12 protein-coding genes are annotated in these 12,021 nt (G+C 75.2%); 2 read left to right on the plus strand and 10 right to left on the minus strand.

Features of this window, described 5'->3' with window-relative positions; translation table 11 throughout:
* Positions 1–14: 14 nt before the first annotated feature.
* On the minus strand, positions 15–1,277 hold the full coding sequence (locus tag ACIO9K_RS27480) for a MurT ligase domain-containing protein (RefSeq protein WP_350886666.1): 1,263 nt from the start codon (positions 1,275–1,277) through the stop codon (positions 15–17).
* Between the two features lie 261 nt (positions 1,278–1,538).
* The gene (locus tag ACIO9K_RS27485) at positions 1,539–2,243 is read right to left on the minus strand and encodes a GNAT family N-acetyltransferase (protein WP_363625926.1); all 705 of its coding nucleotides are present in this window, start codon (positions 2,241–2,243) and stop codon (positions 1,539–1,541) included.
* Positions 2,244–2,536: 293 nt separating this feature from the next.
* Between ACIO9K_RS27485 and ACIO9K_RS27490 the strand changes: the two genes are divergently transcribed.
* Positions 2,537–2,779, plus strand: coding sequence for a hypothetical protein (locus tag ACIO9K_RS27490; RefSeq protein ID WP_363589325.1), 243 nt, complete (start codon positions 2,537–2,539; stop codon positions 2,777–2,779).
* A 116-nt stretch (positions 2,780–2,895) separates the two neighbouring features.
* On the opposite strand, the gene ACIO9K_RS27495 is transcribed toward ACIO9K_RS27490, so the two are convergent.
* The 5 genes from ACIO9K_RS27495 to ACIO9K_RS27515 form a co-directional block, all read right to left on the minus strand.
* On the minus strand, positions 2,896–4,107 hold the full coding sequence (locus tag ACIO9K_RS27495) for a sensor histidine kinase (RefSeq protein WP_400333947.1): 1,212 nt from the start codon (positions 4,105–4,107) through the stop codon (positions 2,896–2,898).
* Positions 4,104–4,904: a response regulator transcription factor gene (locus ACIO9K_RS27500; protein WP_363589697.1), complete on the minus strand. Its 801-nt coding sequence runs from the start codon at positions 4,902–4,904 to the stop codon at positions 4,104–4,106. The genes ACIO9K_RS27495 and ACIO9K_RS27500 overlap by 4 nt, the downstream gene beginning before the upstream one ends.
* Positions 4,901–5,785, minus strand: a complete 885-nt coding sequence (locus tag ACIO9K_RS27505; protein WP_363625933.1) for a hypothetical protein — start codon at positions 5,783–5,785, stop codon at positions 4,901–4,903. The genes ACIO9K_RS27500 and ACIO9K_RS27505 overlap by 4 nt, the downstream gene beginning before the upstream one ends.
* A 175-nt stretch (positions 5,786–5,960) precedes the next feature.
* Positions 5,961–6,770 (minus strand): class F sortase, encoded by an 810-nt coding sequence (locus ACIO9K_RS27510; protein ID WP_363625935.1) that lies wholly within the window; start codon positions 6,768–6,770, stop codon positions 5,961–5,963.
* 79 nt (positions 6,771–6,849) lie between these two features.
* The gene (locus ACIO9K_RS27515; protein WP_400333952.1) at positions 6,850–7,341 is read right to left on the minus strand and encodes a hypothetical protein; all 492 of its coding nucleotides are present in this window, start codon (positions 7,339–7,341) and stop codon (positions 6,850–6,852) included.
* Between the two features lie 409 nt (positions 7,342–7,750).
* Here ACIO9K_RS27515 and ACIO9K_RS27520 point away from each other — a divergent pair, with 409 nt between their 5' ends.
* Positions 7,751–8,491, plus strand: a complete 741-nt coding sequence (locus ACIO9K_RS27520; protein ID WP_400333955.1) for a DUF2306 domain-containing protein — start codon at positions 7,751–7,753, stop codon at positions 8,489–8,491.
* Between the two features lie 96 nt (positions 8,492–8,587).
* Here ACIO9K_RS27520 and ACIO9K_RS27525 read toward each other — a convergent pair whose 3' ends face one another.
* The 3 genes from ACIO9K_RS27525 to ACIO9K_RS27535 form a co-directional block, all read right to left on the minus strand.
* The gene (locus tag ACIO9K_RS27525; protein ID WP_400333958.1) at positions 8,588–9,109 is read right to left on the minus strand and encodes a hypothetical protein; all 522 of its coding nucleotides are present in this window, start codon (positions 9,107–9,109) and stop codon (positions 8,588–8,590) included.
* A 76-nt stretch (positions 9,110–9,185) separates the two neighbouring features.
* Positions 9,186–10,610 (minus strand): pyridoxal phosphate-dependent decarboxylase family protein, encoded by a 1,425-nt coding sequence (locus ACIO9K_RS27530; protein ID WP_400333961.1) that lies wholly within the window; start codon positions 10,608–10,610, stop codon positions 9,186–9,188.
* A gap of 161 nt (positions 10,611–10,771) precedes the next feature.
* Complete coding sequence (locus tag ACIO9K_RS27535; RefSeq protein ID WP_400333964.1) at positions 10,772–11,890, minus strand: hypothetical protein; 1,119 nt, start codon at positions 11,888–11,890, stop codon at positions 10,772–10,774.
* Positions 11,891–12,021 lie beyond the last annotated feature (131 nt).

Here is a 12,021-nt window from a genome sequence, read left to right on the forward strand (position 1 = left end):
CTGCAGGCGCGGCATCAGCCGGCCACGACCTTCCGCAGCTGCTGGAAGGCGGTGTAGTTGGCGATGGCCTCGATCCGGCCGGGCGGGGCCATCCGGACGGCCTGCTCCAGCGTGTCCACCACGTGGAACTGCAGTCCGGCGACCTCCAGGCGGACGGCCAGATCCAGCTTGCGCTGCCCCATCACGAACACCGGGTGCCCGGCGAGGCGCTCGTAGTCGACGTCCCACAGCCAGGAGGTGTCCGTGCCGTCGGCGTCGAGCGCGTTGACGGACAGGATCACCGGCGCGGGCGGGCCGTCGATCAGCGAGAAGGTCTCCAGCCAGCCGGCCGGGTTCTTGGCCAGCAGCAGCCGGATGTCCCGGCCCTGGTACTGGACCACGTCGTAGCGGCCGGCCACGGCCGTGACCGAGCGCATCCGCTCCAGCGCGACCTGCGGGGAGACGCCGAACACGGCGGCGACGGCGGCCGAGCTGGTGGCGTTGGCCAGGTTGGCCCGGCCGGGCAGCTGGAGCTGGATCGGCCAGGCGCCGCGCTGCGGGTCGATCACGTGGGTGCCCTGGAGCGCCCAGTGCGGGTTGGGGCGCCGGAAGCCGCACTCCTGGCAGAACCAGTCGTCGCCGGGGCGCTGCATCACACCGCCGCAGGCGGGGCAGGACCAGGCGTCCTCCTTCCAGGCCTGCCCGGCGGCCACCCAGACCACCTTCTTGCAGGACGAGGCGGCCCAGGTCACCAGCGGGTCGTCGGCGTTGGCGATGACCACGGCCTCGGTGTCCTGAAGGCCCTCGCGCCACTTCTCGGCCATCATCCGGGTCTCGGCGGCGCGGTCGAGCTGGTCGCGGGAGAGGTTGAGCAGGGCGATCGCCTTGGGGCGGGTGTCGCGGGCGACGCCCGCCAGGTACTTCTCGTCGACCTCGATCACGCCGAAGCGGGCGTCCGAGCCACCGGCCAGGGCGGAGGTGATGCCGGCCGGCATGTTGGCGCCCAGGGCGTTGGAGACCACCGGGCCGGCGGCGCGCAGCGCCTCGGCGATCAGGCGGGTCGTGGTGGTCTTTCCGTTGGTGGCGCTGACCAGGACGACGTCGAGGTGGTCGGCGAGGGTGGCGAGCAGGTCGGGGTCGAGCCTCAGGGCGACCTTGCCGCCGATCACCGAGCCGCTTCCGCGTCCGGCCTTGCGGGACACGGCGGCAGCGACCCGACCGGCCGTGACCGCGATCTTGGCGCGGGCCGGCAGCGAGGCGTCGCGTGCGCCTGTGGGCTCCGATTCGGTGCCTGCCATGCTCAGTGGTTCCTCCTTGCTGCGGCACCACCCGGGTCCGAATCAACGGGCCGTCGGGCGGCGGGGACGGGGCCAGCCTACCGACTCCGCCGCCCGGCTCGATGATCCGGACCCCAGGCAGCCTGCTGCGACACGGCCGGAGGCGCCGCCTCGGGCGTCCTGACGGGTCGTCGGGGAAGACGGTGTACGGAGGGGGCCTTCGCTGCTTGGGACGCTCTCCGGGCTCTCGGGGTTCCGGGTGAGGATGTGGTGAAGGAAAGATCAGCGGCCCGGGCGGGCGCAGGAGACCGGCTCGTCCGCGGCCAGCGTGGCGGTGATCACCAGGGTGCCGTCCTCGGCCCGGAAGTCCAGCGGCGCGGCCAGCCGGCGCATCGCGGTGATCAGCCCGGTGTTGGAGGCGTGGGTCACCGCGTACACGGTCGTGACACCGGCCGCCCGGGCCGCCGCCGACAGCTGCCGCAGCAGGGCCGGGCCGAGTCCGCGCCGCTGCCAGGCGTCCTCGACCAGCACCGCCAGCTCCGCCTCGTCGTCGTCCCACATCAGGTGCCCGAGGGCGACGATCCGCCCGTCGGCGGCCGTCGCGGCGAGGCTGTGGCCGTGCCGGGCGTCCAGCAGGTGGTCCAGGTAGCGGCCGGCGTCGCGGACCGGCCCGTGGTAGCGCAGCCGCAGCGAGGCGGGGGAGCAGCGGAGGTGCATCGCCAGGGCCGCGGCCCGGTCGGCCGGTCCGGCGGGGCGCAGCGTCAGCGCCGTCCCGTCCGCCAGCGTCAGCCGGGACGGCGCCTCCCGGTCCGGGTCCGTCACGGCTCGCGGCCGGTCGACCGGGGGGTGCGGGCGGGCGGACCGCAACGGGCCCCCGGTGAGCGCGGGCAGCCGGGCGGCCTGGCCCTCGGGCGCCGCGCACCTGCGGTCGGACCTGCGGAAAGGCCGGTGCCAGAGCCGTTCGGGGCGAGTGCGTGATGCCGTCATGCCGCCGACGCTACCGACGCCGCGCTTCCGGCCGGTTACGTGATCGTGAACGCAGGAATGACCTGGGCGGTTCCGGAGCGTGACCATGTTTCGGGGGGCCCGACCGGGCTCGGCCGGGCTCGGCCGGGCTCGGGCACCGGGGTGGCCGACGGGCCCGGGGCGATCGCCCGGCCCCGACCTGACCATTGACCTGGACACGCTCACGGATGGCGCAGAATCCGGGAACGGGTGAGCCCCTTCGGATAGGGATGGCTCGGCTTTTCGCCGATCCCACCTCCCCCGAAGGGGCTCACATGTCCTTCCCGTCGTCCTTCCTGAAGAAGTCCGCCCTCGTGCAGCGGTCCGTACTGGGCGTGGCGTGCTGCGCACTGCTGCTGGCCGCGCCGATCGCCCTCGCCCAGCCGGCCGCCGCCGCCGACGGGCCCAAGACGCCCCAGGAGGCTGCCGCCTGCAAGGCTGTCGTCTCCACGCTGCTCGGCGGCTTCGGGTCGATGCTCGCGAACTCGGCGTGCGTCGTCCAGCCGAGCGACAGCTGAGCGGCGACTGAGCGGCGGCCGTACGGGGGCCGCCCTCAGGCCCCGGCCGCCGTGTGGCAGCCGCTGCTCCGGCGGCCGCCACACGGCGGCCATGTCTCACGGCTGCGGTCGAGCGGTCAGGGGCGGGACGGGTCGTCGGGCAGGGTGAGGGTGGCGAGGGCGCCGCCGTCGGGGTGGTTGGTGAAGGTGAGGCCGGCGCCGATGACGCGGGCGTGGCCGGTGGCGATGGTGAGGCCGAGGCCGTGGCCGCGTCCGCGTTCGGGGGCGTTGGTGCGGAAGCGCTGGGGGCCGCGGGCGAGGAGGTCGTCGGGGTAGCCGGGGCCGTGGTCGCGGACGGTGATCCGGTGGCCGTCGACGTGCAGCCGGATCGGCGCGGTGCCGTGCCGGTGGGCGTTGATCAGCAGGTTGCCGAGGATGCGGTCGAGGCGGCGCAGGTCGGTGCGGACCTGGCGGTCGGCGGCCACGTCCACGTCGACCTCCAGACCGGTGAGCGTGACGGTGCGGCGCACCGCCCGCTCCAGCGGGACGGGGGCGAAGTCCGGGATCTCGGCGTCGGCGTCGAGGCGGGAGACCTCCAGCAGGTCCTCGACCAGCGAGCGCAGGGCCTGTACCCGGTTCTGGACGAGCTGGGTGGGGCGGCCGGGCGGGAGCAGCTCGGCCGCGGTGACCAGGCCGGTGAGCGGGGTGCGCAGTTCGTGGGCGACGTCCGCCGTGAAGCGCTGCTCGTCCTCCAGCCGCTGGTGCAGGGTGCGGGACATCAGGTCGACGGCGGCGGCGAGGTCGGCGACCTCGTCCTTCCCGTCGACGAGCTCGCCGATCCGGGTGTCCGTCCGGCCGGCGGCGATGCCCCGGGCGGCCGTCGCCGCGGTGCGCAGTCGGCGGCTGATCCGGTCGGCGACCAGGACGCCGGCCAGGACCGTGGTGAAGACCGCGGCGACGACGGTGATCAGGATGATCCGGTCGAGGTCGGCGATCGCCTGCCGGTCCTGGGTGAAGTCCACCCGGACGGAGAGCACCCCGGTCTGGACCGGTCGGGCCGCCCACATCGACTCGCCCTGCGGACCGCCGGCGAGCAGCGAGCCCTCGCGGCCGCCGGCCGCGAGCGTCCGCAGCCCCTCGGGCAGCGCCGGGTCGTCCAGGGCGAACCGGTCGGTGACCTCGCCGCGCTTGTAGGTGTCCACGGCCGAGCCGAGCGCGGCGAGCGCGGCGGCGCGGGCCTGGTCCACGTGCTGACGGATCATCGCCTGGTGGACCAGCAGGCCGACGGCCACCGCCACCAGGACGGCGATGGCGGCGACGGCGGTGGCGATCTGACGGCGCAGGGTCATGCCGGACGCCGCAGCTTGTAGCCGAACCCGCGGACGGTCTCGATCCGGCCGGAGCCGATCTTGGCGCGCAGCCGCTGCACGTGGACGTCCACCACCCGGGTGTCGGCGCCCCAGTCGTAGTCCCAGACGCGTTCCAGCAGGGTGGAGCGCTCCAGCACGATGCCGGGCGCGGCGGTGAACTCCAGCAGCAGCCGCAGCTCGGTGGGGGTGAGCGGGACGAGGTGGCCGTCGACGCGCACCTCCATGCTGTCGGTGTCCACCTGCATGCCGTCGAAGCTGCGCAGCGCGGGGGAGGGGGTGTCCGCGGGAACGGCGGTGGCGGGGACGGCGGTGGCGGGGACGGCAGCAGGCGCTGCGACGGGGACGGCGGGGTCCACCGGCTCCTCGGGCAGCGCGGGTTCGGCCGGGACCACCCGCACCCGGCGCAGCACGGTGCGGATCCTGGCGACCAGCACGGCGCTCTCGAAGGGCTTGACGACGTAGTCGTCCGCCCCGGCCTCCAGACCGGACACCACGTCGACCGGGTCGGTGCGCGCCGACATCATCAGGATCGGCAGCTGGCTCTCCTCCCGGATCCGGCGGCAGAGGCCGACCCCGTCGAGGAGCGGCAGCATGACGTCCAGCAGGAGGAGGTCGGGGCGCACGGCGTGGAAGGCCTCCAGGCCCTCCAGGCCGTCGGCGGCCGTGGTGACCGGGAAGCCGTAGCGCTCCAGGGCCATCCGGGTGGCCTCCCGGATCACCTCGTCGTCCTCGACGAGCAGGATGTGCGGGTGGGCGGGCGCGGCTGGGGGGTTCATGGCTTCGCTTCCGAGGGAGCCGAGGGCGGGCGGATGGGGACCGGGACGGCCGTCCTCGGGGAGGAGACGCCCGCGCCGGCGCCCGGCTCGGGTATGGCGGGCTTCGGTTGGGCGGATGCGCGGCCGTCGTGCGGGGAGACGGCGGGGCCGGCGCTGGGCGTGCTGGTGGGCGTCTGTGCGCTGCCGTTCGCGGGTCCGCCGCCCGGGCCGGCGATCGGGCCGGTGTCCTCGACCTTCCGCTCCAGCAGGCCGAGCCGGACGCCGTCCCACTGGTAGTGGCTGCTGGTCCGGACGAACGCGCCGGTGGGCTCGTAGAGCCACAGGTCGGATCCCACGGTCGCGGCGCTGAACCCCTTCAGCACCTCGACCTGGAGGATGGGCAGCAGCCGGTCGTCGGCCAGCAGGTAGACGTGCAGGACCACGGGCCCGGGGGTGACGACGGCGACGACCAGTTCGTCCCGCCCGTCGCCGGTGAGGTCACGGAACTCGGGGCTGCGGATGTCGCAGGCGGGGCAGGAGTCCAGGGCGCGCCGCTCCTCCGGGCCCACCGTGGAGTCCTTGGCGAGCACCGTGCGGACGTCGACCGTCCTGATGTCGTGCCCGGGGACGGTCACGTCCGGGACGGGTTGCGGCGCGGCCTGCGTGGCGGCCCCGGCGCCGGTGGCGGGAGGGCGCGGCGGCGGGGAGGCCGCCAGGTCGGGCCAGAGCGGCTGGGCCACCAGCGGCGGTGCCACCGGCTGGGTGGCGCCGTGGTCCTGGAGCCCGCCGGGGGTGGCACGGCCGAGGGCCAGGGCCGCGAGCGTCACGAGGACGGCCAGGGCGGCGAGGGCCGCCACCGGCACGGCGACGGGCCGGCGGCGGGGTGGGGATGCTGCTGCCACGGTCGGTGCTCGTCCTCCTGGTCTGCGGCGATGCGCCGGTTTGTCCCCGCACCGGCTTCGGTGGTAGGTCGCGTGGACGGCGGTCGGTGGTTCCCGTCCCGCCGTCCCGGCCGCCGCGCCGGTTCGACAGTCGAAACGACCCGACGGCCGGGACGACCGGGGCGGCGCGGCGGCTTCAGCCGGTCGCGCCGCCCGGACCGGCCAGGTCCGCCAGGACGATGATGTTGTCCGTCCAGTGCCCGTCCGAGCCGATCCGCCCGCCGCAGGTGATGAGCCTGAGAGCGGGTTCGGGAGTGTCACCGTAGACCGTTTCGGTCGGGAAGCGGTCCTTGGCGGCCTGGAGCAGCGAGCGGACCTTGAAGTCCACGGTGCTGCCGTCCGCGCGCCGCACCTGGATCAGGTCGCCCGGCCGCAGCTTCGGCACGCCGTGGAAGACCGCCGGGCCGTGCGCGGTGTCGTAGTGCCCGATGAGGACGGCGGGGCCGGCCTCCCCGGGCGTCGGCCCGTTGCGATACCAGCCGACCTCGTCGGCCCGGTCGGCTGCCGGCACTTCTACTGTCCCGTCGGGGTTCAGCCCGAGGCCGGTCACCGGGGCGTCCACCCCGGCGGCCGGGACCAGCAGCCGGGTCGGCGCCGAGGCGGCGAACGGCTTCGGCGCGCCGGCCGGGCTCCCGGCGGTCCCTGTGGTCCCCGCGGTTCCGGGGCCTCCCGAGGGCGCGGCCGCCGGGTTGTCGGTACTGCCGTGCACCGAGGGCTCGACCCGCACCACCGGGGTCTGCTGGCCGGACAACGCCACGGTGGTGCCCAGGACCAGGCAGGCCAGGCCCGCCGCACCGAACGCCGTCCGGCGCAGTGTGCCCGGGCCGGGGGAGGCCTTGCGGCGCCGCCGGCTGCGGCCACCGCGCGGGCGGCCGTGGCGGGCCGGCCCGTCGGCGCCGGGCGTGCTGTCGGGCTGCCCGCCGCCCGCCGGGGCCCCGGTACCCACCGGGCCCCCGGCGCCGCCTCCCCGCCCGGTCAAGGGCGGGGGAACGGCGCCGGGGTGCCCGGCGGACTCGGGGCCGGTGTCAGCCGCGCGCACCGGAGCGGCGGCGCAGCATCGCGAAGCCCAGCGCACCGGCGCCGACGGCCGCGACGGCCCCGCCACCGGCCAGCATCAGGCCGTTGCTGTCGGTCTCGCCGGATCCGTCGCCGGCCTGGGCCGCGCCCTTGGGCACCTCACGGACCTGGGCCTTGCCGTCACTGGAGACCCCGGCGCCACCGGCGGCGGGCTGTGCCGTGGGCGCGCCACTGACGACGGGCTGCGCGCTGGGCTTCGCGGTGGGCGTGACAGCGGCGTCCTTGCCCGCGACCGAGGGGGCGGCCGGGGCCGGCCGGGCCGGGCTGGGAGTCGAGGTGAGGGTGGCCGACACGCCGGCACCCGCAGCAGGCGTGGCGGACGGGGTCCCGTCGGCGAAGGCCTGTCCGCCGGTGACGACGGTCAGCAGCGCGCCGCCGGTCAGGGCGCAGACGGCCAGCACGCGGCGGGCGGGGGAGCGGTGGGTACGGCTCCTGCTCATACGGTGTTCTCCTTCGTCATGGACGCCTCCCGGCCGGGGCGGCCGGTGCGTCGTCCATGACGGTAGGAGGCCCGTGTCGCGGTCCCCGGCCGGTCGTGTCACGGCCGCCCATCGGCTGCGTAACGAACCCCGGGGCCCGTTGCGGCCGGGGTGGCGGGCGGTGCCTGCGCAGTGGGAGGCCGTCCGGTTGACGCCGCGTCGGGTCGTGGGGGTAACCCCCCTCCCGGCCCGGGGGGCCGCTCCATGGCCCGGGGCCGCGGGCCCGGCCACACTGGCTGCGGTTCGAACAGCGTGGTGGTAGGCCCCAGTTCCGGGGTGGTGGTGGGCGCCGCGAGCAGAGCGCCGGCCGACCGCGCGACGCGCACCGTGCACGTGATGCCGTCCCACCTCCAGCCGATCGGGGTCACCGATGACCAGTACCTCCGCCGACGCCGCGACCGCCCCCGCCCCCGCCCCGACGAGCAGGAGGGGAGGGCGCGTCCGCTGGACCGTCGTCCTGCTGACCTCGCTCGCGATCGTCGGGTACGCCGTGGGGACGTATGCCCAGGCCGGCCTGCCCATCGCCGCGTCGAAGGGCGGCGTGTCCGCCACCTACGCCGAGCGCCCGACGGCCGTCCAAGTCACCTTCTACGTCCACATCGTGACGGCCGCGCTGGCGCTGCTGGTCGGCCCGTTCCAGTTCTCCACCGCGCTGCGCCGGCGATCCCCCGCCGTCCACCGCTGGACCGGCCGCGTCTACGTCTTCGGGGTCGCGGTGGGATCCCTGGCCGCGTTCGTCATGGCGTTCTTCAACTCGGCCGCCTTCAACGGCTTCTTCGGCTTCGGCGGGCTCGCCCTGCTCTGGGCCTGGACCACCTGGCGCGGTTACCGCGCCGTCCGCGACCGCGACCTGCCGAGCCACCGCGCCTGGATGATTCGCAGCTTCGCCCTCACCTACGCCGCCGTCACCCTCCGGTCCTGGCTCGGCGTCCTCATCCTCCTCCAGACGCTCACCGCCCAGGGGCACGTCGACGGCGAGCGCTTCTTCGACAACGCCTACGCCGCCGTCCCGTTCCTCAGCTGGCTGCCCAACCTGATAGTCGCCGAATTCCTCATCCGCCACCGGGGCCTGCCCGCCTACCGTCTCACTCCGGCCGCCCCGCGGTCCTGAGCCGGACGCGGCGGGCCGGCTCGCGGGAGGGGCGTCGAACCCCCTCCTGCGGAGCGGTATTGGGGAGCCCGCCGCGTCGCCGTGGTCGCGCCGCGGTCAGCCGATGCGGGTGGGGGTGTCGAGGAGGGGGTGGCCGGTGGTGGCGAGGAGGGTGGTGAGGTCGGTGGGGGTGAGGGTGTGGGGGGTGCGGAGGTAGAGCTCGTCGACGGTGGTGCCGGGGAGGTGGTGGGGCTGGCGGGAGAGGACGGCGACGTGCTGGTCGGCCAGGGCGGTGTGGACGCGGGCCAGGCCGTCGGGGGTGCTGCGGGCGGCGGTGCGGACGCGCCACAGGGCCGTCGGGGGCGCGGGGGAGTGGGGGTGGTGGCGCTGGGACCACCAGGTGTGGAAGAGGGCGGTGGCGAGGAGGGCGAGGGCGGCGGCGGCGAGGACCACCGGGCCGTCGGGGCCGCGGACGACGATCTTGGCGACCAGGTCGGCCGCGGTGACCGAGACGAAGACGGCGGCGAGTTCGACGCTGTCGCGGCGCCAGCGGTGGGTGCCGGCGCCGCGTCGTCGGGCCCGGGGGAGGGTGGGCGTCGGCTGCATGGTCGGGTGCTCCGTGTGCTCCGTCTGCTCCATGACAGCACCCTGCCCGACGGGTGTTTCCTGTCCACGAACCCGCCGTGACCTGGTGGTTAAGGTCGCCGGGCCCGCGTTACGGTTGCAGGTCCGCGGCCGCCGCCTTGACCTCCGCGAGCAGGAGCTCCAGGTCGGCCTCGGTGGTGGCGGCGTTGAGCAGACAGGCCCGGAGCATCTCGCGGTCGCCGAGACGGGCTCCGGTGACGAAGACCCGGCCGCGCCGCTGGACGGCGGCGGGGAGTTCGCGGTTGAGGGCGTCGACGATGGCCTCGTCGTGCCCGGGGGTGCGGTGGCGGAACGCGACGATGGAGGTCTGGACCTCGGCCAGCAGCTCCAACTCCCGGTCTGCCTCGATCAGTTCGCCGAGGCGGCGGGCGAGGGCGGTGCAGCGGGCGATGTCCCGGGCGATGCCGTCGCGGCCCTTGTGGGCGATGGTGGCCCAGACCTTGAGCGCGCGGAACGGGCGGGTCTGCTCGGTGCCGTACTCGGAGAACCAGCCGAGCGCGCCGGCCGCCTCGTCGCGCAGGTAGGAGGGGACGAGGCTGAAGGTGGCGCGCAGTTCCTCGATGTCGCGCACCAGCGCGCAGCCGCAGTCGACGGGCACGCCCAGCCACTTGTGCGGGTCGAGGGCGAGGGAGTCGGCGCGCTCCAGGCCGGCGTAGCGGTGGGCGATGGCCGGGTCGAGCCTGCCGAAGGCCCCGTACGCGCCGTCGACGTGCAGCCACAGGCGCTGCTCGGCGCAGAGGTCGGCGATCGGGCCGAAGTCGTCGACGGCGCCGGTGCCGACGGTGCCGGCCGAGGCGACGACCAGGAAGGGCAGCAGTCCGGCGGCCCGGTCGCGTTCGACGGCGGCCCGCAGTTCGGCGGGGTCGAGGCGGCCGTCCGGCCCGGTGGCGACGGTGCGCAGGTGCCGGCTGCCGAGGCCGAGGAGTTCGGCGGCCTTGCGGACGCAGGAGTGGGTCTCGCCGGTGACGTAGCCGACCAGCGGCGGCAGGCCGGCCAGGCCGTCCTCGCGGACGTCCCAGCCGGCCCGGCGGGCGGCGCGGTTGCGGGCGGCGGCCAGGCACACGATGGTGGCCATCGAGGTGCCGGAGGTGAGCAGGCCGCCGCCGGCCGGGTGTGGGAAGCCGACGAGTTCGGCGATCCAGCGGACCACGGCGCGTTCCAGGTGGACGTCGGCGTGGTCGCCGCCGGCCGAGCTGGGGTTCATGGCGGAGGCGGCGAGGGTGGCGAGGACTCCGGCGGGGGCGGGGGCGGAGTTGACCCAGCCGAAGAAGCGGGGGTGGCCGTTGCCCATCGGGTGGGGGAGGACGTCCTGCCCGATGGCGGTGAGGAGGTCGGCGAGCGGGCGGCCGGCGGCGGGCAGCGGGGCGTCGAGCAGGGCCCGGCGGGCGGTGTCGTCCATCGGCTGCCAGACCGGGCGCCCGGGCAGTTCGGCGAGGTAGTCGGAGACGAGGTCGGCGGCGGTGTGCGCGGCGGCGCGGAAGTCCTCGGCGGTCATGATGGCGGCTCTCCAGGGGCGGGGGAGGCGCGGCGTCCTCGGCGCACCCTGATCGTCCGGTCCGGTGGACCGGTCGGCCGATCCTACGGAAAGGGCCCGCGCCGTGCGGCGCGGGCCCTCCAGGTGAGACGGGGCGGTCGGTCCCGGTGGGACGGGCGAGGTCAGTCGAGCGAGCTGGACAGGCCGCCGGCGGAGCGGCAGTAGCCCTGCATCTCCCTGTCGGTGATCTTGGCGCAGAGCCGGCCGGCCGCGCCGTCGTCGGTGTAGTTCACCGTGTAGTAGCTGACCAGGCCCTCGGCGCAGGCCTTGCGCTGCCAGCCGTCGGCGGCGGTGCCGCACTGCTGGGCGGCCCAGTCCTCGCGGTCGAGGTTGTACTTCATCGTCCGCGAGCCGACGCCGCGGCTGCAGTCGGTCGCCCCGCCGCTGGCCTTGCCGCTGAGGCACCACTTGAGGGCGTCGGCGTAGACCTCGGGGTGGTTCGGGTAGTCGTGCGAGGAGAGGTAGAAGGTCGGGGCGTAGAAGAAGCACGCGGACTGGAACAGGGCCGGCTGGTCCTTGCACGGGTACAGCGGGTCCTGGGCGAGCTTGTCGGCGGGCAGGTTCGCCTTGGCCTTCTCGTCCTCCTCGTCCGGGCCGAAGAGCTGCATGAACAGCCCTTCGGAACAGCGGATCTTGTTCTGGTCGCTGGGGAACTTGCTGCACAGCTCGCGCGCCTTGGGGACGTCCTGCTTGGCGACGAACATGGTGCCGTGGCCGACGCCGTGGATGCACGGGCCGGTGTTCTTGGGCGCGCAGAGCTTGAGCAGGTCCACCTCGGGCTGGGCGGAGGCGTTGAGCATCTCCTCGACCGCGCCGTGCAGGTAGCCGGCCGCGCAGGTCTCGTGCGGGAAGGAGATGACCTTCTGGAAGTCGGCGTTGAAGCGCTTGACCGCCGCGTGGCCGAGCTCGTGCGCGATCGGGTGGCAGAAGCGCACGGTGTACGGCTTCTCCTTGGTGATCTTGTCGAGGTCGGCGAGCGCGACGCCGGGGTCGCTGGCGTCCATCTCGGCCATCAGCTTGTTGCGCAGCGTCGAGCGGGTCCACACCGCCGGGTCGCCGGTCGGGGTGGCGCTCGCGGCCGCCGGTGCGACGCCGGGCGCGGCGGCGCCGGAGCCCGCGGTGGCGGCCGGGGTCGTCGCCACGGTGGCGGTCGCGGGCGACCAGTCGGTGACGGCCACCGACCCGAGGCCCAGGACGCCCAGGAGCAGGGCGGTGAGAATCGCGAATACCCGCGGTTGCATGAGGTGATCCCCCGGCGGATCGAGGTGGACGGTTCGCTCCCATCCTGACGGCACGGCGGCGGGAATCCGCGTTATCGCCCGCCATTCGGGAGGTGTCGGCGACGCTACCGCACCGTCCGACGCCCGGGCGC

Source organism: Kitasatospora sp. NPDC087271 (genome assembly GCF_044744605.1).
Classification (GTDB): domain Bacteria; phylum Actinomycetota; class Actinomycetes; order Streptomycetales; family Streptomycetaceae; genus Kitasatospora.